The organism is Acinetobacter sp. F16 (genome assembly GCF_052712855.1).
In genome coordinates, this window is sequence record NZ_JBRATK010000002.1 from 202,476 (window position 1) to 221,406 (window position 18,931).

General features: G+C 40.9%; 21 protein-coding genes and 1 rRNA gene. 13 read left to right on the forward strand and 9 right to left on the reverse strand.

Annotation, left to right across the window (positions count from 1 at the left end; translation table 11 throughout):
• The first annotated feature begins 31 nt into the window (after positions 1-31).
• Positions 32-694 carry a hypothetical protein gene (locus ACU0NF_RS02285; protein ID WP_445659993.1) on the forward strand — a complete coding sequence of 221 codons (663 nt, stop codon included), beginning with the start codon at positions 32-34 and terminating at the stop codon, positions 692-694.
• Between the two features lie 428 nt (positions 695-1,122).
• On the opposite strand, the gene ACU0NF_RS02290 is transcribed toward ACU0NF_RS02285, so the two are convergent.
• From ACU0NF_RS02290 to ACU0NF_RS02300, 3 genes are all read right to left on the reverse strand, one after another.
• Positions 1,123-1,698, reverse strand: a complete 576-nt coding sequence (locus ACU0NF_RS02290) for a xanthine phosphoribosyltransferase (RefSeq protein WP_131269565.1) — start codon at positions 1,696-1,698, stop codon at positions 1,123-1,125.
• A 91-nt stretch (positions 1,699-1,789) separates the two neighbouring features.
• Positions 1,790-2,503, reverse strand: a complete 714-nt coding sequence (locus ACU0NF_RS02295; protein ID WP_445659994.1) for a DUF3108 domain-containing protein — start codon at positions 2,501-2,503, stop codon at positions 1,790-1,792.
• Positions 2,504-2,668: 165 nt separating this feature from the next.
• Positions 2,669-3,346 (reverse strand): hypothetical protein, encoded by a 678-nt coding sequence (locus tag ACU0NF_RS02300; protein WP_131269563.1) that lies wholly within the window; start codon positions 3,344-3,346, stop codon positions 2,669-2,671.
• 245 nt (positions 3,347-3,591) lie between these two features.
• Between ACU0NF_RS02300 and ACU0NF_RS02305 the strand changes: the two genes are divergently transcribed.
• Positions 3,592-4,470, forward strand: coding sequence for a TonB family protein (locus ACU0NF_RS02305; RefSeq protein WP_445659995.1), 879 nt, complete (start codon positions 3,592-3,594; stop codon positions 4,468-4,470).
• A 288-nt stretch (positions 4,471-4,758) separates the two neighbouring features.
• Here ACU0NF_RS02305 and ACU0NF_RS02310 read toward each other — a convergent pair whose 3' ends face one another.
• The 4 genes from ACU0NF_RS02310 to miaB form a co-directional block, all read right to left on the reverse strand.
• Positions 4,759-5,058 carry an antibiotic biosynthesis monooxygenase family protein gene (locus ACU0NF_RS02310; RefSeq protein WP_445659996.1) on the reverse strand — a complete coding sequence of 100 codons (300 nt, stop codon included), beginning with the start codon at positions 5,056-5,058 and terminating at the stop codon, positions 4,759-4,761.
• 271 nt (positions 5,059-5,329) lie between these two features.
• Entirely contained in the window at positions 5,330-5,812 is a 483-nt protein-coding gene (ybeY, locus tag ACU0NF_RS02315; RefSeq protein WP_131386477.1) for an rRNA maturation RNase YbeY, read from the reverse strand.
• Between the two features lie 19 nt (positions 5,813-5,831).
• Complete coding sequence (locus ACU0NF_RS02320; protein WP_445659997.1) at positions 5,832-6,905, reverse strand: PhoH family protein; 1,074 nt, start codon at positions 6,903-6,905, stop codon at positions 5,832-5,834.
• Between the two features lie 39 nt (positions 6,906-6,944).
• Positions 6,945-8,402, reverse strand: a complete 1,458-nt coding sequence (miaB, locus tag ACU0NF_RS02325) for a tRNA (N6-isopentenyl adenosine(37)-C2)-methylthiotransferase MiaB (RefSeq protein WP_445659998.1) — start codon at positions 8,400-8,402, stop codon at positions 6,945-6,947.
• Between the two features lie 408 nt (positions 8,403-8,810).
• Here miaB and ACU0NF_RS02330 point away from each other — a divergent pair, with 408 nt between their 5' ends.
• From ACU0NF_RS02330 to ACU0NF_RS02360, 7 genes are all read left to right on the forward strand, one after another.
• On the forward strand, positions 8,811-10,730 hold the full coding sequence (locus ACU0NF_RS02330) for a transglycosylase SLT domain-containing protein (protein ID WP_445660010.1): 1,920 nt from the start codon (positions 8,811-8,813) through the stop codon (positions 10,728-10,730).
• Positions 10,731-10,764: 34 nt separating this feature from the next.
• Positions 10,765-11,421 carry a ribonuclease T2 family protein gene (locus ACU0NF_RS02335; protein WP_445659999.1) on the forward strand — a complete coding sequence of 219 codons (657 nt, stop codon included), beginning with the start codon at positions 10,765-10,767 and terminating at the stop codon, positions 11,419-11,421.
• Between the two features lie 169 nt (positions 11,422-11,590).
• Positions 11,591-12,577: a malate dehydrogenase gene (locus ACU0NF_RS02340; protein ID WP_131214309.1), complete on the forward strand. Its 987-nt coding sequence runs from the start codon at positions 11,591-11,593 to the stop codon at positions 12,575-12,577.
• 178 nt (positions 12,578-12,755) lie between these two features.
• Positions 12,756-13,034 (forward strand): DUF2789 family protein, encoded by a 279-nt coding sequence (locus ACU0NF_RS02345; protein WP_445660000.1) that lies wholly within the window; start codon positions 12,756-12,758, stop codon positions 13,032-13,034.
• 52 nt (positions 13,035-13,086) lie between these two features.
• Positions 13,087-13,344, forward strand: coding sequence for a DUF2789 family protein (locus ACU0NF_RS02350; RefSeq protein WP_445660001.1), 258 nt, complete (start codon positions 13,087-13,089; stop codon positions 13,342-13,344).
• 144 nt (positions 13,345-13,488) lie between these two features.
• Positions 13,489-13,749 carry a DUF2789 family protein gene (locus tag ACU0NF_RS02355; protein ID WP_445660002.1) on the forward strand — a complete coding sequence of 87 codons (261 nt, stop codon included), beginning with the start codon at positions 13,489-13,491 and terminating at the stop codon, positions 13,747-13,749.
• Positions 13,750-13,857: 108 nt separating this feature from the next.
• Complete coding sequence (locus ACU0NF_RS02360; protein ID WP_445660003.1) at positions 13,858-14,139, forward strand: DUF2789 family protein; 282 nt, start codon at positions 13,858-13,860, stop codon at positions 14,137-14,139.
• A gap of 70 nt (positions 14,140-14,209) precedes the next feature.
• Here the strand turns inward: ACU0NF_RS02360 and ACU0NF_RS02365 are convergent, their stop codons facing one another.
• Both ACU0NF_RS02365 and ACU0NF_RS02370 read right to left on the reverse strand, forming a co-directional pair.
• Complete coding sequence (locus ACU0NF_RS02365) at positions 14,210-14,737, reverse strand: hypothetical protein (RefSeq protein ID WP_131386462.1); 528 nt, start codon at positions 14,735-14,737, stop codon at positions 14,210-14,212.
• A gap of 91 nt (positions 14,738-14,828) precedes the next feature.
• On the reverse strand, positions 14,829-15,431 hold the full coding sequence (locus tag ACU0NF_RS02370; protein ID WP_131320189.1) for a 2OG-Fe(II) oxygenase: 603 nt from the start codon (positions 15,429-15,431) through the stop codon (positions 14,829-14,831).
• Positions 15,432-15,547: 116 nt separating this feature from the next.
• Between ACU0NF_RS02370 and ACU0NF_RS02375 the strand changes: the two genes are divergently transcribed.
• The 4 genes from ACU0NF_RS02375 to ACU0NF_RS02390 all read left to right on the forward strand — a co-directional run.
• Positions 15,548-16,405 carry a 23S rRNA (adenine(2030)-N(6))-methyltransferase RlmJ gene (locus ACU0NF_RS02375; RefSeq protein ID WP_131386460.1) on the forward strand — a complete coding sequence of 286 codons (858 nt, stop codon included), beginning with the start codon at positions 15,548-15,550 and terminating at the stop codon, positions 16,403-16,405.
• A gap of 45 nt (positions 16,406-16,450) precedes the next feature.
• Positions 16,451-17,278 (forward strand): CDP-diacylglycerol--serine O-phosphatidyltransferase, encoded by an 828-nt coding sequence (gene pssA / locus ACU0NF_RS02380; protein WP_131268990.1) that lies wholly within the window; start codon positions 16,451-16,453, stop codon positions 17,276-17,278.
• Between the two features lie 39 nt (positions 17,279-17,317).
• Positions 17,318-18,391, forward strand: coding sequence for a DUF6670 family protein (locus tag ACU0NF_RS02385; protein ID WP_131386458.1), 1,074 nt, complete (start codon positions 17,318-17,320; stop codon positions 18,389-18,391).
• Between the two features lie 438 nt (positions 18,392-18,829).
• A 16S ribosomal RNA gene (locus tag ACU0NF_RS02390) occupies positions 18,830-18,931 on the forward strand; the annotation flags it as partial.

Below are 18,931 nucleotides of genomic sequence, written 5' to 3' on the forward strand. Positions count from 1 at the left end.
GTACTTCAAAACAAGAGTAGGAAGAAGAACTATGAAAAATACTATCAAAACAATCGCTTTATCTGTCGCCTTCTTGTCTGGGACAGGTGTGGCATATGCTCAAGAAACGGATGTGGAGGTAGACACCGGTTTACAAGCTACCCTGGATTCGATCTCTCAACAGGTTGCAAATGGTTCTGCCCTGAATCTTGCAGTCAATACCGCTGATGTTGATGCAAGCGTCGATTTAGAAGCACTTGCAGATGTAACAACAGACGCAACTGAGGCAATCAGCTCACTTGAAGGTACCATTGAAACTACAGCTATTGGTGCTGCAAACACAGGCAGCATTAGTATAGAGCAAGGTAGCTTGAGTACGGTAACATTGGACACCTTAAATGACACGCTTGATTCTGAATATACTGAACTTACTAGTCTGACTGATAATGTGACCAGTGGAGAAGATGTATCAGAGTACGAGGAGAGTGCAGATATCTCAGATACTCTGAGTACAGCACTTGATACCAGTTTCAGTGAGGAAATCAATGAAACTTTAAGCAATTATAGTGTAGCGAATATTGCCTATAATGCTGGTGCTATTGATGCATCTGTCAGTGCTATTGCAGAAGGAACAGAAGCTACTATTAACAACAGCATCACAACTACCGCTATCGGTGCTGTGAATAGCGGTAGCATCACTGTGACTGTTAAATAAAGTTGTGTTCGAGGTGAACTCAGGTCTAACTATTGGCAGATAGTTAGACCCCTTTATTTTAAAATAAAATAGCATAAAACTATTGGCTGAGTATGACTAAACAGACGAATCAACTAAATTTATAATGTGGTTTAAACTGTTCGATGTATCCCAGATATGAAACTACGCTATTAAGTAAATTTTATGTGGATGATGGTACAAAAAAGAGTACAGCAATTTTAGATTTGACTTATCAATACGTCCGCAAGAATGCACTTCATCACTCAAAGATGATTTAACTTTAACACCTCAAAAAATAGTTTTTGCTTAAATTTATACGCTATAGAGTTATCTGTTGGTACATGATAGAAAGCGGTGAACAAAGGGATAAGCGATAATTAAATAAAAAAAGAGCGCCTAAGCGCTCTTCTTAAAAATCAATTTGACACTCAGTCACGAACAAATTCAACAGTGCCATTTTCCAAAGATTTTACTCGTGCTAAAGATTCAACACGGTAACCTTTATCAAGTAACAATTGGCGGCCGGGCTGGAAAGATTTTTCAATCACAATACCAATACCCACAACTTCAGCGTTTGCCTGATGAATTAAATCAGCAAGACCTAAAGCAGCTTGACCATTTGCCAAGAAGTCATCAATTACTAGGGCTTTATCGCTAGAGCTAATGTGCTTGTTTGAAATGGCAATGGTACTTTCAATCTGTTTAGTGAAAGAGAAAACTTTAGAGCGATATAAATCATCTTTTAAAGTTAAAGATTGATATTTACGTGCAAAGATTACAGGCACGCCAAGTTCTAAACCTGCCATTACTGCTGGAGCAATACCAGAAGCTTCGATGGTGATAATCTTGGTGATCCCTGCATCTTTAAAACGGGCAGCAAATTCTTTACCAATTTGCTGCATCAATACAGGGTCAATTTGATGATTCAAGAAAGCATCAACTTTCAGAACTTGATCAGATAGAACGATACCTTCACTTAAGATTTTCTGTTCTAGTGCGTGCACGGGAGAATTCCTCTAAGGGCAGATGCTTTTTCAAGCAAAAGCGTATTTTAAAAAGGCTCTCAAAAAATGCAAGCGAAATTGATCAAATCGATTAATTCGTTGAACCTTTATAGCCTGTTAACAGCAAACCGTACGATGTTTTGCCGTCTTGGTGAGAAACTTTCACCGGAGCATAGTCGAGTTTAGGCGCTAACCAGAAAATCGTGTCACGGTTTGGTTTGTCATGTTTCATCACCACTTTAATGGTGTCAAAGGTGCCATAAGAGGTTTTAACTTTCTCTGAACCCTGTTTGACAAAGCGACGTGATTCAACTTCTTTGGCATCGGCAATGGCATAACTTGATTTTAAGCCCGAAGCTTTTAAGTCTTCACGAAGTTGCAGTTCAGCATTGAGCTCATCCAGAACACCCGATTTCCAGGCAAAAGAACGTGCTTTGTCATCTTTCTTGGTATGAATGGTTTTGGCACCCGGATTAAAGTTGATGCTCATGGTGTTGTTGTGCACCAAAATTTTGCTGTTACGGCTAAAGCTGTTCGACATGATTTGGCTGCCATTTAAACTGAAACGGCTGGTTTCGGTGGCAGATGCCATAGCGCCGGCTTTGGCAGCAAAAACATAGGTCCAGTTATTCCCCGACTTGCTTAAAGTACGTGTTGCCGAGCCCATATTCTTGCCGTTATAGCTAAATTGATAACTTGCCTGGAATGGACTCATGGCAAATGCTTGGCTTGAGAAACCAGCAAACAACAGTGTAGTGCTTACACCCGATGCTAACGCGATTGTTTTCAATACATTGTGAGCCATAAGTAAAGTGTTCCTATGAAGTTTGAATAAAGTGCATTATTTTTTGCTTGGTTGCTATTATGCGCTTTGATTATGAAGATAAAATTCGAAATTTTATCCAATCTGTATCTTTGTGTAGTTTTTTTAGCTAAAAATACAGATATTAATCATGAAAAACAATTCAACTTATTTTTGCTTAAGCGGGCTGACTTGTGTTTCAGAAATATCTGCTATATCCCAGTCATCCACCGGTTCTTCTGCCATTTTTCTAAACAGCGCGGTCAAGTTCACATTGCCGATCACCACCAATTCAGCTTCACGTAAAACTGCATGATTAACATGGACTTTAGCTAAAGTGTCGATGATGGAACGCTTTTTACCCAGCCAGCGGTTGAGGTCTAAATGCAATAAATCATCTTTGACCTTAATAACATTGAGCTTTTCCAGAATCATGCCCAAAGGATCTTGATTTAAAACTTTTTGGTAGAAAAATAAAGCAAATTTTACCGCAAGTTTTTGGAAGATATTCTTGAATTTTGCTTCAATGACTTGGGTATCGCTAATCTGTTCAAACACAATCAGCTGGATGTCTTTATTCAGTTCCATCTGTACCAGTTTCAAGTCGACTGACAGGGTAATGTACAGACCCTTCACATCCAGCGTGGCATATAATCGTAGCCAGTCATCATGCAGGTCGGCATGCAAATCTTTCAACATGGAGACATTGTCAGTAACAAAACGCTGAAAGGTTGCATTCAGAAAAACTTGAGATAATGGAAATTCACGCTCATCTTCAATAAATCCCTCGGCTTTTTGGTACACTTGACGTATACGTTTCGAGATATTGGATATTAGCGTTTGCATATGGGGCATCCTAGCAAGTGAATCTTCTTAGGCTTCGAGAGATGATCGATTTTGTCGAAAAGTATTAAAAATACAACTATTCAATCTTGCAGTTTAGCAAAATTAATTGCACCATTTTCATGATTTTAATTGTCTACAGTTCGCTTGTTGATTGAATTCTCGTTTTTTATTCAAAAGTGAAGACTGTGTTTATTTTATACTGTTTTATGCAGTTTGGGGACCAGGCATTTTGTCGGTTTAATGTGATGCTTAAGAAAATCAGTTTTGCACCTTTTATGCATGCATGGTGGAAAGATCCTATTTTCACAAGTGCAGTTATTTTAGCTGCCGTTCTACATTTAATGATTTTGACCCTGCAATTTGCAATGCCGGCGGAAAGTGATGCTGCAGTGAAAGAAATTGCGGTGACTTTACGCCCGAGCAAAGACAAAGTTGAAAATACCGATTTCCTTGCACAGGCAGATCAGCAAGGTTCAGGAACCTTTCGTGAAGCACATCGCATGTCAAGTGACATGCCCGCACCGATGCTTGAGCAGAGTGCAGGAGAGCAACAGCAAGAAAGTTTAGAGCGGTTACAGCAAAAGCGTGAACTGAGCTTTGAAGAAAAAGTCTTAATGACGACCTTAAGCTGGAAAAAGGAAGCCGAACAGAATCAGCGTAAAAAAGCCATGGAAGCGCTGAATAGCCAGTTCCAAGCCAAAGCCGCGATGGTGGCAAGTCTAGAAGCACAATATTTACAACGTCAGCAAAACTTTAGCCGTCAGCAGAAAATTAAAACGGTAGATGGCATCCAAGCCAAGCAGGATATTTCAGCAGCCTATTTGGAAAAATTCCGTCAAAAAGTTGAATTTTACGGCAACCGTTATTATCCCGATGCTGCAAAAGTTCAACACTTGGCTGGGGAAGTCCGTTTAATGGTGATTCTGAATAAAAATGGCGGGATTCGCGCCATTCGCCTGATTGAAAGTTCGGGTCATGCCTTATTGGATGAAGCCGCGAAAACTTCAGTGCGTAAAGCTGCTCCATTTGGCGGCTTTGACCAAAGCATGAAAGATATTTCTGAGCTTCGTATTGTACGTACCTGGCGTTTTGACCCGGCTGAAGCAGAGTTTGAGGTGCGTTAAATTCCTTCTCACCTCCCTTTTTTAAAGAGAGGAAAATTATGATTCAATATAAATAAATTCGAGTTTCGTCAACTAGCCCCCTCATTCAATTTTATTGGATTTGCCCTCATCCTATAGGGAAGAGAGTAATGGTTTTAATTTCACAAAGAATACACCCTTTCCCTATGGGAGATGAGTAGCACGGCTACGCAAGAGGGAAAGAGAATAAAATTCGCTTTTGTGGAACAATATTTCTCCTTCTCAGCGAGGAAAGCTATATAGAAAATCCTTTTATCTCTCGAGAAAGAACTAACTATTAATATCCATATAACTTCTATGAATTTCACAAATTTCAACACTAAAGTTTTTATACCATTTCTGTTTGCCTAAACGCTGAGCAGCTTGATGTTCTGCATCTTTATGCCAGGTTTGAATATCTTCTAAAGTATTCCAATATGACATTGCAATCTCAAAGTCATTTTCAGTGATCGCTTCAAATTTTTGGCAATTGAATTGTGTCAGTGCTTTTTCACGTAATATTTGGGCTGTTTTGGAGTATTCATCATCAAGGATATTTATTTTTGCTTTAAAAATAACAATGTATTTCATTTTGAATAGTTTTTATTTTATTGAGTCTGTTCTTTTATAAGGGATAGGATGTTTCTTTTGCAAGCAAAGAACAGTGAATATGGTTTAAAAAGGTATGAATAAAAAAGAAAATTTTTCTATGTTTTTAGAAGGGTATTGGGGTAAGAAGGATGAAAAATTTATGAGATTCACCCTCATCCTCTTGTGGAATATATTCCTCATCCCAAAGGGAGAAAACATTTTAAGGAAATAAAAAAAGCGAGCCTAAGCCCGCTTTTTTATTGCATGAATTTCAGTCTTGCTCGGTATAAGGGTTTTCAAATCCCAACTTCGCCAAAATTTTAATTTCCAAAGCTTCCATTTCTTCAGCGTCGGCTTCGGAAGTTTCATGGTCATAGCCCATTAAGTGCAATACACCATGAACCAGCATATGGGTGAAATGCTCAATCGGGGTTTTGCTTTGATCAATCGCTTCTTGCAAAACCACAGGAATACAAATCACCAAATCACCCATCGGCCATGCATCAAGCATAGGTAAAACTTCTTCTGGAATATCACTTGGGAAAGACAATACATTGGTCGGTTTGTCTTTTTGGCGATATTCCAGATTCAATTTATGACTTTCATCATTATCGACACAGGCAATCCCGATTTCGCAGTCTTGATTGACATCGATATAACGAAGTGCTGTTTCAATCACTTTCTTGATATAAGCACGTTTCAGCACAAGCTCGGGAGCTTGAAAGTCTTGTTGGAGCGAGAGACTAAGTTTCAAAATGAATCCTTAAATAATCTTAGTCCTGGGCATCGGCAGCTGCATCATTTTCAGCAATCATGGCTTCCTGACGCGCTTTGCGTTCTGCACGTGCTTCAGCACTAAGACGGTGTTGTTCACTGTCCCATCCCTCATAGGCTTCGACAATTTTTTGTACCAACTGATGACGAACCACGTCACGGGAATGGAAACGGGTGATATGAATTTCAGCAATTGGTTCAAGCACACGTAAACAATGCGCCAGGCCAGATTGGTGGCCACGCGGCAGATCGACCTGGGTAATGTCACCGGTAATCACCGCACGTGAACCAAAACCTAAACGGGTCAGGAACATTTTCATCTGTTCAGGCGTGGTGTTTTGCGCTTCATCTAAAATCACGAAAGAATGATTGAGGGTACGGCCACGCATATAGGCGAGGGGCGCAACTTCAATCACCTGACGTTCAATCAGTTTGGCGACTTTTTCAAAGCCGAGCATTTCATACAAGGCATCGTAAAGCGGACGCAAATACGGATCAATTTTCTGGCTTAAATCACCCGGCAGGAAACCCAGTTTTTCACCGGCTTCAACCGCAGGACGAACCAGCAGAATACGCTGGATTTCATTGCGTTCCAGCATATCGACTGCGGCTGCCACAGCAAGGTACGTTTTACCTGTACCTGCAGGACCAATACCAAATGAAATATCGCTTTGCAAAATACGTTGTACATAGCGTTTTTGGTTCGCGCCACGCGGGTTAATCCGACCTTTACGGGTTTGTAGCCAGACATCATCCAAACCTGTATGTTCCTGATCTGGATCAATCTGTAATTCACGATCCGTCTGACTACCTTGAATCATCAGATGTAAAGTGTCAGCACTAATTTGCTGGGAAATTTCAGTTTCTTCATGCAGACGCATCAAGAGGCTTTCGGCTCTCTCTACTGCATCGATATCCCCATCGATGTAAAAGGCATCACCTCGATGGGAAATTTTGACATCTAAACGTTGTTCGATTTGTTTCAAGTGACCGTTATAAGCACCCAGCATGCCTTTTAAACGCTCCATTGAAACACCAGGAAAATTTACTGTACGTCGAATCGCTGCAGTCAAGAGAATTCCTTATAAAATGGTCTAACTGATCACCTTACATTACGCCACGTCAGGCTCAAGATTCAAGAGTTCACCGTAAACAAAATTTAAAGTTTTAATTTCAGTAATCTCAATTTCTGCAAAACGCCCAACCCAAGCGGGATCGCCAATAAAAGACACATAACGGGTGTTATCGGCAGTACCCACCAGCAGGTTTGGATCCTTGTCAGAAATGTTTTCAATCAAGACGCGTTGAATGGTTCCCAACATGGCATCTGTTTTATCAATGCTTGAGCGCTTGATCCATTTTTGGACTTTGCCAAGACGTTCTTTTTTCACACCTTCCGGCGTGCTGTCTGGTAATTCAGATGCTGGCGTACCTGGACGTTTGGAATAGATAAAACTATATGAATGGTCAAAATCCAGATCTTGAATGAATTGATACGTCTCTTCGAAGTGTTCATCCGTTTCACCCGGGAAACCAATAATAAAGTCACTTGATAAATGCATATCAGGGCGGACTGCACGTAACTTTTTAATCTTCTCGATATAGACGTCGATGGTGTGGTTGCGCTTCATGGCTTTCAATACATCGTTGGAACCACTTTGCACTGGCAAATGCAGATGTGAAACCATTTGCGGCAAGTCACGGTAGCATTGAATCAGGTCATCATTAAATTCAAGCGGATGTGAAGTGGTATAACGCAAACGACCAATGCCCGGGATTTCAGCGACTAAACGCAGTAAATTCGCAAAGGTACAGATATTGCCTTCGAAAGTTTCACCACGGTAGCCATTCACGTTTTGACCCAGTAGTGAAATTTCACGTACACCTTTTTCAGCCAACCCTGCAATTTCAGCCAGCACGTCATCTAAAGGACGCGAAACTTCCTCACCACGGGTATAAGGCACCACGCAGAAAGAACAGTATTTTGAACAGCCTTCCATAATCGAAACAAAAGCTTTGTGACCTTCAACACGCGGTTCAGGCAAAAAGTCGAATTTTTCGATGTCAGGGAAAGAAATATCCACCAGCTTGATTTTATCTTTTTTGGGTTTCTCAATTTGGTCGCTATGCTGATCCAGCATTTGCGGCAAACGGTGCAAGGTTTGCGGACCAAAAACCATGTCGACATACGGTGCACGTTTTTGAATGTTGTCACCTTCTTGCGAAGCCACACAACCACCCACGCCAATCACCAGATCCGGATTTTTTTCTTTCAGCTTGCGCCAGCGACCCAGTTCAGAGAATACTTTTTCTTGAGCCTTTTCACGAATCGAACAGGTATTCATCAGCAGAATATCGGCTTGTTTTGGATCAGTCGTTAACACATAACCGTGTGAGTCGCCTAAAAGGTCTGCCATACGATGACTGTCATACTCATTCATCTGACACCCTTGCGTTTCGATATACAGTTTTTTAACTGAAGCATCGTCGGCTGGGGTGTGCTGTGGCTGGGTAACAGTGTTTTCTGAAGCAGCTTGGGCACTATTTGGAATGAAGGTTTGAACCGTCATGTAGGCTCCTAAAGGATAAATCGAAGAAATCACAATATAAGATTTTCCGTGCTGTGGGGCGGGCCAGCAGTTTTTCTTTTTCCATTTCAATCGTTAATTGAAACTTATTCAAGAAGATCATGCTGACTTAATCTTTTAAAAATTGAGATTTGAATAGAAGAAAGGCGCATATTTTAGCAGGAATTGGGGAGAAACTTGTAGATATAAATAAACTGACAAGAAGATTGATTTATGGAATAAAAATGATTGAAAATTAATATTGTCTAATCAGAAGGTTACATAACACAACAGTAGAGTAGTTTAATAATAATTAAACTACTTAAAAATGATTAGGTGCGACCAGGGCAATACTAAATGACGGAAGGTAAGCATATGTTTAATCGGGTAATCAATAAAAAATATTATAAAATGCTTGCTTTAGGTTTGGCATCAACGGGTTTCGTTTCTATTACGCATGCGGCAGATGAGCAATTTAATGCCGCCTTACAAGCGGCGAATGCTGGAAATATTGGATTATTACAGCAATACCAAGCCTCAATGCAAAATGATGTGCTCGGCTATTACCCTGAATATTGGTCATTGAACGCAAATTTATCTGCACAACCTTCCAGTAATATTGTTAATTTCGCACAGCGCTATCCACAATCTGCCATGGCTGAAAAATTGGCGGCGGACTATGTTGAAGAAAAAGTAAAACAAGCCGATTTTACAACTGCACAACCGGTTTTGCAGTATGTCACTAATGCCGATCAGGCCGAAAGCTGTGCAGTGGCACAGGTTCGAGCAAAGTCAGGCGATCCGCTGGTCTTTGCTGAATATAAGGATGTTTGGCTGACTACCAATTCACAGCCTGAATCCTGTACCGGTTTGGGACATATGATGCTTTCCAGCCCACTCATGACCGAGCAGGATAGGCAGCAACGTCTATGGGGACAGCTGCGCGCAGGTCAGTCCGGTCAGGCTTTGGCTACAGCACAGACCTTGGGTATGAGTTTATCACTCGCGCAGCTCAATCAAATTCAAGCTAATCCTCTAAATTACTTATGGTCTGCGCCTAAGGCATCGACTGCTGATCATGCCTATTTAGTTTTTGCAATGGGACGTCTAGCGGATAGTGACTTAAATTCCGCCATGTCTGCAGTAAAACGCGCCGCTGAAGGCACACCGCTGCAAGTACAGAAAGCGTTATATCGGGCTGTGGGCTATATTGGTGGTACCACGGTGATGAAAAACAACTTTAACCGTGAAGTGCTGAATTATTTAGATGCCAGTTATGGACTGCCATTCAGCTCGGAAGAAGCGGAAATTTATGCGCGCCAGGCTATTCGTTTTAGTAGCTGGGAAAGTTTGATTCGTGCCATTGATGCCATGAGCGTGACGCAAAAACAGGAAGACCGCTGGCAATATTGGCTGGCACGCGCATCAGAAAAGCGTGGAGATGCCAGCTCGAAACGTACTGCACAGGAAATCTTTAAAAAATTGGCGCAAGGGGATGATTACCATAATTTATTGGCCAAAGATAAACTGGGGCAGAGCTACAACAATATTCCAAATAATGTTCAACCCTCCAATAGCGATGTGCAGCGCTTAAGCCAGGATATTCATTTTAGCCGTGCTTTTGCCTTACGCCGTGTCAATGCACCGGATAATTATATTAATCGCGAATGGAACTGGGCGGTGCGTCAGGCCTATTTAAAGCATGATGATGGCTTGCTGCTTGCTGCAGCAAAACGTGCCACAGATATGGGCTGGTATGACCGAGCAATCTATGCGGCCGATCGCACTGAAAATAAACATAATTATTCATATCGTTATGCCATGCCGCATCAAAACTATGTGGTGAGCCATAGTCGTAATGCAGGAATCGATCCTGCTTGGGCCTATGGACTGATGCGTCAGGAAAGCCGTTTTAATACAGGTGCACGTTCACATGTGGGCGCAGGCGGTCTGATGCAAATTATGCCGGATACCGCAAAACTGGTGGCACGTCAGATGGGTGAAACCTATAACCCGGCGGCATTAACAGACATGAATACCAATATTCGTTATGGCACGTTCTATTTATCCATGATTCAAAGTCAGCTAAGCAGTAGTCCCGTTCTGGCCACAGCAGGTTATAACGCAGGTCCAAACCGGGCACGTCGCTGGCAACCGGACTCTCAATCTATTGCTGCGGATCAATATACCGAAAGCATTCCATTGACTGAAACCCGTGATTATGTGAAACATGTGATGACCAACGCAACGCATTATGGGGTGTTGCTTGGACAAGGTGCGCAGTCTATTGAAAAAAGAATGAATATCATTCCATTGAGAATAAATCCTTAAATTTTAATTTTTGTTGATGGGGTTTGAGTTATTAATGATTGTTTTTGACTACACACCAGTTTTAACCAGGTTGGCATTGTTCGTCGTGAGTGGTGCAGGGCTAGGGCTGTGTTCATCTCATGTTTTTGCAGCACCAGTGCAAGGTTATGTGATGGTGGTACAAATGACGCCTGCGGTGTGTATGCTGGATAATCAAAAATCAAAAAAACGGAAATGTTTAGAAGGCTATGCGCTTAATATTTCAGGTTTATTGCCTGAAACGGCCGAACCAGAGTGCAAAACCACAGCTTCGGCAGTCTTATCACCTTTACAAGCGAAAGTGGTGGCACGCGTCATGCCGGATGAAAATGCGCGAATTCAGCTCTGGAATGCAATTGGCGGTTGTGTACCTATGAATGCAAGTCAATATTTTCGTACTGTCATTAATTATGCAGAACGTCTAAAAGTACCGACTGAATTGACCAGTCCTGAAAACCGGGCCATGCACCTGACCAATCTTCGCTTGCAGTTCTTGCGTTTAAATCCGGCTATACCTGCGGGTGCGATTAAGTTTAATTGTGCGGCTGTGAAGGGAACACCCATTCTGACAGAGGTCAAACTTTGCTATAAACCGAATGGGCAGTACAAACAGTGTTCAACAGCCGTTGAAACCAATTGTCCAAATTCATTTACCATAAAAGGTTCTTACTAAGCTTTTTGGCATATTTTATTTATATTTCCTATCAGACTTTTGTTGAAGTTCTATCTCTTTTGCATGCATCGGGCCAATGATTGGAGTACAATCTTTGGCGTTTATGATTATTAGATTAAATGGACTAACTATTTAATCGCATTGACTATCCTCAATTGGAGATAATTAGATGAAGCAAGCCGTTCGTGTTGCCGTTACTGGTGCTGCAGGTCAAATTGGTTATAGCTTACTATTCCGTATCGCAAGCGGCGAGATGCTAGGTAAAGATCAACCGGTTATTTTACAATTGTTAGAAGTTCCTTTTGAGAAAGCTCAACAAGCGCTTAAAGGCGTGATGATGGAACTTCAAGACTGCGCATTTCCTCTTTTAGAAGACATGATTGGTACTGATGATCCAAAAGTAGCATTCAAAGATGCTGATTACGCGTTATTGGTTGGTTCACGTCCACGTGGTCCTGGTATGGAACGTGCTGACTTGTTGAAAGTGAACGGTGAGATCTTCATCGGTCAAGGTCAAGCACTAAACGAAGTTGCTAGCCGTGACGTTAAAGTACTTGTTGTAGGTAACCCTGCAAACACGAATGCTTACATCGCAATGAACTCTGCTCCAGATCTTCCAGCGAAAAACTTCACTGCAATGTTACGTCTTGACCACAACCGTGCAGCATCTCAAATTGCTGCTAAAACTGGTAAAGCGGTTAAAGACATCAAAAATCTTACAGTTTGGGGTAACCACTCTCCAACAATGTATGCTGACTACCGTTTTGCAACAATCAACGGTGAAAGCGTTAAAGACATGATCAACGACCAAGAATGGAATGCAAACACATTCCTTCCTACCGTTGGTAAACGCGGTGCTGCGATCATCGAAGCACGTGGTTTGTCTTCTGCTGCTTCTGCTGCAAATGCTGCAATCGACCATATGCGCGATTGGGCTCTTGGCACAAATGGCGAATGGGTAACGATGGGTATTCCTTCTGACGGTTCTTATGGTATTCCTGAAGGCGTAATGTTCGGTTTCCCTGTAACCACTGAAAACGGTGAATACAAAATCGTTCAAGGTCTTGAAATCGACGAATTCAGCCGTGAACGTATCAACGTTACGTTGAATGAACTTGAAGAAGAGCGCGCAGCAATTGCTGACATGCTTAAATAATTTGATCTGAAAAGATTAAGTTGAAAAAGCACTCCATTTGGGGTGCTTTTTTTATATCTATCACTTTAATTGAACAAAAAATAACATGCTGTGAAGGAGAGACAACTGAGTTTTGATTATGAGCCATCTAAGGTAGAAACAAGATTAAATTATAGATAAAGAGATGGAGGTCAGTCCGATGTTAGAGCAACGCCCCACTTTCGAACTTTTCTTTGAACAATTGGGTCTGGATTCAAGCCCGGAAGCCATTGATGAGTTTATTCGCACCCATCAAATTGGTATGGATGTGCCTCTACATAAAGCACCGTTCTGGAGCAAATCACAACATGACTTTCTGATCGGTCATTGGAAGGAAGATGATGACTGGGCCATTTTTGTCGATGTGCTAAATGAACAATTGCACATTGAAGCAGAGGGCTCGGGTTCTTGCGACATGCCTGGTCATCAATCAACTTAAAAAATTTTGATTTCAACGCACTCATAATTTAACGCTACGATGGAGCCCACTTATGCTTATGGAACAACAGTTAACTTTAGAACTATTATTTGAACAATTGGGTTTGCCTGCAGATGAAGCTGCGATTGATCAGTTTGTTAAAGCCCACCAGTTACCAGCTGAAGTGATTTTGCCAGATGCCGGTTTTTGGAGTGAGGGTCAAAGTGCCTTTTTACGTGAGCACTGGCATCAAGATGATGAATGGATTGTCATTATTGACAAGCTCAATCAGCTGTTGCATGTGGAGAGCGACAAACTTGCTGCACAATAAGTTTTAAATGGATTAGGCCCTCCAATAGGGTCTAATTTTTTGCTACAAAAAAATACAACAAGCACGAGGTGAAAGCTGTGATTTGTGCAGCTATTCTTATAACTTGATAGCTTAATAATGATAAAAGTTATCGAGGAGAACAGCATGTTTGATCAGCAACCCACATTGGAACTCTTGTTTGAACAATTGGGTCTTGACGCAAGCCAGGAAGCAATCGATCAGTTTATAGAAACCCATCAATTGACCATGGATATTCCTTTGCATCACGCGCCATTCTGGACACATGCACAACATGATTTCCTGATCAGTCACTGGAAAAAAGACGATGACTGGGCAATGGTGGTGGATATCTTAAATGAGCAATTGCATACTCAACATCGAGTTTCAGCATCGCTTGATTCGTAAACACAAATTGAAACAACAAACCTAGTTTTATTGCTAGGTTTTTTTATCAATATCTTATAAGTTAATTGAATAATAAATGACAATTTTACGAATAAGGAGTTTGCAATGATGAGTAATAAACGATCCTTAGAATTATTGTTTTCGCAATTGGGATTGGCCAATAGCCCTGCAGCCATTGAGCTCTTTATACGTACCCATCAATTACCCGCAAATCAAAATTTGCATGATGCGCCTTTTTGGAATAAGTCGCAGCGTGAGTTTCTGATCCGTTACTTGGTTGAAGATGCCGATGAATGGGTGATCTGGATTGATGAGCTTAATCAGCAATTGCATATGAACGCCAATAAATCAAATATGAATGCCAATAAATCAAAAATGGCTTACAGTTAGAATAAATATTCTTGAAAAATATGGGGATACAAAAAACTCTCCATTTTGGAGAGTTTTTTATTTTCTGCGATTAGTGCATTTTGCTTTGCAGCAGTTTTAAAAACCAGAGTTCTTCACGTACAGGTCTAAACGAAGGATGTTTTTGTAACAGTTCTAAATCGAAGTCAGCGGATTTACTGTATTTAGTTAACCAGTGTCGAGTTAGGGCGACTTGATTTTTAGACACAGAGGCATAGGCAAGGAAAAAATAGATGTCACTGTGTTCATGTTGAGACAGCGGTTTTAAAATCTGTTGGGTAATTAAAGCAAAACGCTGTTCTTTGGTAATTTCGAAATACAGCATATAGGCCTTAGCCAGATGTAAAGACAGATTCAAATACAAACGCATTGGCATTTCTTCATATTCAATCCGGGCCTGCTCTAACAGGACCACGGCTTCTTGCAGAAAATGAATCTGTTCTTGACGTGAATGGCTAATCACCACCAGTTGTAAGCGTAAATCAGCACGTTCTAAAGCGAGATCAGGCGTATTGTTTTCCAAATACAATTGATCCGTCTCACCGATACGCTCGATAATTTTTTTTGTATTTTCCAACATTAGCCAATACCTCATTGATGAATAATCAGTATATAGGGGCAAAACCCGAGATTTAAAGTTAAATGCAGCTTGCTGATCTTATAATAAACAATTAGAACAAGACATTAGCACTACGTAACCATGCTGTAATTGATAAACGTTGATGCTTGGCTTTAATCACTTCATGTAATAAATCGCTTTGGAACATTGCGATACGATTTGGTTTAGGCTGAATGGTATGCCATTGCCCGTTTTTGTCCTGTAAATGCAGTTCTCCACCCCAGTCATCTTGCCAATCTTCATGTAAATAATAAACCGTAGAAATAATACGGCCATTTTTCCCCTGTGGATTGTCACGATGCAAAGCGTAATATTCTCCCGCGTTATAGCAGGCAAAATGTGCTTCGACTTCTTTTATGCCTAAATAAAAATTACGGTTTAATAATTCAGAAATTTCTTTAAGGGTTTCAATGTGATGTTTTGCAATTTCAAATTCGTCACTAATCCATAAAATATGGTCACTGCGAATGTTATTGACCACGCCGCTTTGAATGGCTGCATCGCGAAAACGGTTTGAATTAGAAGTACATTCTTCAACTAAAGCATGTACATAGTCTTGAGGGTAGGCATTGTCAATAAGAGTAAAACCATGTTGATCTAAATCTTCAACAATTTGATCAACATTCCATGACTTTGGGAGGTGAATTGCATCCATACACATATACTCAAATACAATCTGGAGAAAGGTGGCGTATTCTAGAGCAAGATATCCTTCGGAATGAAACATTTTTTCATGCTAAAATGTCCGTTGATTATAGGAATTAAAGAAACATGAATTACCGTCACCATTTCCATGCAGGCAACTTTGCCGATGTTATGAAGCATGTGTTATTGCTTCAACTTTTAGCACGTTTAAATGCCAAAGATAAACCATATCGCTATATCGATACGCATGGTGGTGCAGGTAAATACGATTTATCTACCTCTGCTGCACAAAAATCAGGTGAATTTTTAAACGGCATTCACCGTTTGGTAAAGCTTGATGATTCAATTATTCGCAATGCCCCGGAAGGTGTGAAGCAATATCTTAAAGTGGTTGAAGAGATGCGTGCCGCTTCAGGCAAAGGTGCTTATCCAGGTTCACCTTGGTTTGCATTAGAAGGGATGCGCGATATTGATAAAGCCACCATCTTTGAAATGCAAAAAGAAGTTTTTCAAGAATTGTATTTCAATATTCGTGACCGCCGTGCAGGTCTGCATGAACGTGATGCCTATGAAGGTTTGTTGGGGGTTATTCCGCCGAAAGAAAAACGCGGTTTGGTGATGATCGATCCTCCTTACGAATTAGAACGTAAAGATTTCCCTCAATTGGTAGAATTGTTGGCGACTGCGCATAAAAAATGGCCTACAGGTTGTTTTGCCGTTTGGTATCCAATTAAAGACCGCGCCATGATTGATCGTTTTGAAAAGAAAATGATGAAAACCGGTATTCGCCGTCAATTGGTGTGTGAAATTTGTGTATGGCCAGATGACACTCCGGTGGGTTTAAATGGTTGCGGTTTGTTAGTAATTAATCCGCCTTGGAAATTCTCACAGGATGCAGATGAAGCACTACAGTGGTTATTCCCGCATTTACGTATGAGTGAAAATGGCGGACATGCCGCTGTGCGCTGGTTGGTTGGTGAATAAGTTATACCTTTAAGAGAGATACGGCTACAGTTAGGAACGACAAGAATGACAAGTATAAATAAACCTGAAAGTGAATCTTCTACCCGTGATGAGCATGGTTTCGATGGCATCACTTTTGAAGTGGAAGAAGAAGAGCAGACCCATGAGGGACAAAAGGTGAAACGTCGTGGCATCTATCTGTGGCCGAATCTGATCACGACAGCAGCCTTGCTGTCGGGGTTTTACTCTATTATTGCCAGTATGAATGGTGATTTTACCCAAGCGATTTACGCTATTTTTCTTGCAGCGTTGTTAGATGGTTTAGATGGTCGAGTTGCTCGTGCGATTGGCGCACAAAGTGCTTTTGGCGAACAATATGACTCTTTATCTGACTTGTTAGCGTTTGGTGTAGCACCGGCAATTCTAATGTATAGCTGGAGCTTGCATGATTTAGGTCGTATTGGTCTGGCATGTTGTTTTGTTTATACTGCCTGTGCAGCATTCCGCTTAGCCCGTTTCAATGTACAAATTGGTGTGGTCGATAAACGCTACTTTATTGGCGTGGCAAGTCCGTTGGCTGCCATTTTGATCATCACCTTGGTTTGGGTCGGACGTGATTTTCCTACAATTTTTGATTTGCGTGAAGTGGGTATTCAAATCATCAATGCCGTGCTCATTGTGGCAGTGGGGCTGTTGATGATCTCTAACATTAAATATTATTCATTTAAAACATTTGATCGTAAACGTGTGCCTTTTGCGGTGTTACCCATTGCCGTATTCATCTTTGCAGCGATTACTTATAATATTCCAGTAGGAATTTTAGTGATTTCTATTATCTACGCACTTTCTGGTTTCGTAACCACATTCATGGCCCGAAAAAATACCCCTATATAAAAATGAGACCTCTATAGCGAAAATAAAAAGGAGCAGGATATGCAGTTGTTTCAAGATTTATTTGACCAGTCTAAACAACTCAATCAGGCTCCCTCTCAGGTGCAGTTGGCTTATCATGCCCAAAAAGGACGCTATAAAATTATTCATCAAGGCTTGATGATTCCGAATCTACCTGCACCCTTACATTATTTAAATTTTCTGAGCGTGATTGGCCAGCCCAATGCGCCCATGCTTCGCAATGAAAGTGCGATTCATTCCACTGCTTTAGATACAGCAACCATTATTGCCAGTGTCAGTCCTCATATGCGGGGGCAATTAAATTCCTATTCTGTGGAAAAAGAATGTCAGTTTAAAAAAGAATATTTCAAATTTGCCGATCGGGAACTGATTTCTGGACATTTTCCGCATTTTCGGATTCAACGCGAAGATAAAGAACTGAGTTTCGATTTATCGGTGACCACCAGCAATATCATTTCCTATTTTACCAAGTTGCGTATGGGCTTGGCAGATCATTGGTCTATATTGTGTCAATGTGAAGGGCAGATTATTTATAAAGATCAGCAATTTGAAATTCAGCAAATGGGCTGTTTCGAATATGCGCGCGCCGTTAATTTTTCCTATTTACCCTTAGCATTTTTTACTTATCAAATTATTAATCTAGAAAATAATCGTCAGCTTCTGTTAGCACAAATTCGTGACCCTTTTAATAGCATTGTACAGTCGCGTTTGTATTTACGGGATGCCAAGACGGGCGTGGCACAAATGTTTGACGCTAATGTCCGTTTTAAAGTTCATCGGGTTTACCCGAAGGTGAAAACCCCAAATGGACAATACATGTATTTACCGCGCGAATTTGAATGGGGCTATGAAGGAAAAGATGGCACCTGTATTTCGGTTCAAGCACAGAGTCGGGGTGATTTTAAATTTGGTTTGGCTGCAGGTTATGTAGGTAGCTTTAAATATCAAATCAAAATCAATCATCATGAAGAAATGGGCGAAAGTGGCTACTGTGAATATATCGATTGTCGTTCCTTGAACTGGCAGGAAAAAGATAAAGAAGAAAAAATGCGTGATAAATTAGTCAATACAGTACCTTTTGCGTGCAAAAAATAAGGAAATCTCTCGATTTTGCAGAATAAATAAACAGTCGAAAGATTATTGGTAAAATAATGCGGAAAAGGGGTTGCGCCTGATCTGGAATGCTGTAGAATGCACATCCATCGGCGGTGATGTTGATTAAAACTTGTTGAGAAACAAGGATTTAGCCTAAAGGGTAAAATCTGGAAGTCTTGAAGAAGTTAAAAATTAATGAACAAAACCTGTTGACTATTCTTGGAAAGAGAGTAGTATAGCCGACCTAGCTTGCTGGTGACGAATCAGCAAGAAGATCATTAAGAGATTATGAAGAACAACTTGTGTGGATTTTTACTGGTTGATCGATCGAAATTATTTTCATTGATTGATGGTAAGAATTACTCGAAGTTTATTTGAGAAATATTTGTCAGAAAATTGATGAGCCAAGATTTGTAGCCATAAGCTACTAATGATTTTTAACTGAAGAGTTTGATCATGGCTCAGATTGAACGCTGGCGGCAGGCTTAACACATGCAAGTCGAGCGGGGAATTGTAGCTTGCTACATGACCTAGCGGCGG

Bases quoted from the DNA above. Each gene is read 5' to 3' on its own strand.
- ACU0NF_RS02335 (WP_445659999.1), top strand. From the start codon at position 10,765: ATGATTGTTTTTGACTACACACCAGTTTTAACCAGGTTGGCATTGTTC.
- ACU0NF_RS02345 (WP_445660000.1), top strand. From the start codon at position 12,756: ATGTTAGAGCAACGCCCCACTTTCGAACTTTTCTTTGAACAATTGGGT.
- miaB (WP_445659998.1), bottom strand. From the start codon at position 8,402: ATGACGGTTCAAACCTTCATTCCAAATAGTGCCCAAGCTGCTTCAGAA.
- ACU0NF_RS02370 (WP_131320189.1), bottom strand. From the start codon at position 15,431: ATGGATGCAATTCACCTCCCAAAGTCATGGAATGTTGATCAAATTGTT.
- pssA (WP_131268990.1), top strand. From the start codon at position 16,451: ATGACAAGTATAAATAAACCTGAAAGTGAATCTTCTACCCGTGATGAG.
- ACU0NF_RS02385 (WP_131386458.1), top strand. From the start codon at position 17,318: ATGCAGTTGTTTCAAGATTTATTTGACCAGTCTAAACAACTCAATCAG.
- ACU0NF_RS02305 (WP_445659995.1), top strand. From the start codon at position 3,592: ATGCTTAAGAAAATCAGTTTTGCACCTTTTATGCATGCATGGTGGAAA.
- ACU0NF_RS02340 (WP_131214309.1), top strand. From the start codon at position 11,591: ATGAAGCAAGCCGTTCGTGTTGCCGTTACTGGTGCTGCAGGTCAAATT.
- ACU0NF_RS02300 (WP_131269563.1), bottom strand. From the start codon at position 3,346: ATGCAAACGCTAATATCCAATATCTCGAAACGTATACGTCAAGTGTAC.
- ACU0NF_RS02350 (WP_445660001.1), top strand. From the start codon at position 13,087: ATGCTTATGGAACAACAGTTAACTTTAGAACTATTATTTGAACAATTG.
- ACU0NF_RS02375 (WP_131386460.1), top strand. From the start codon at position 15,548: ATGAATTACCGTCACCATTTCCATGCAGGCAACTTTGCCGATGTTATG.
- ACU0NF_RS02330 (WP_445660010.1), top strand. From the start codon at position 8,811: ATGCTTGCTTTAGGTTTGGCATCAACGGGTTTCGTTTCTATTACGCAT.
- ACU0NF_RS02365 (WP_131386462.1), bottom strand. From the start codon at position 14,737: ATGTTGGAAAATACAAAAAAAATTATCGAGCGTATCGGTGAGACGGAT.
- ACU0NF_RS02310 (WP_445659996.1), bottom strand. From the start codon at position 5,058: ATGAAATACATTGTTATTTTTAAAGCAAAAATAAATATCCTTGATGAT.
- ACU0NF_RS02295 (WP_445659994.1), bottom strand. From the start codon at position 2,503: ATGGCTCACAATGTATTGAAAACAATCGCGTTAGCATCGGGTGTAAGC.
- ACU0NF_RS02360 (WP_445660003.1), top strand. From the start codon at position 13,858: ATGAGTAATAAACGATCCTTAGAATTATTGTTTTCGCAATTGGGATTG.
- ACU0NF_RS02355 (WP_445660002.1), top strand. From the start codon at position 13,489: ATGTTTGATCAGCAACCCACATTGGAACTCTTGTTTGAACAATTGGGT.
- ACU0NF_RS02285 (WP_445659993.1), top strand. From the start codon at position 32: ATGAAAAATACTATCAAAACAATCGCTTTATCTGTCGCCTTCTTGTCT.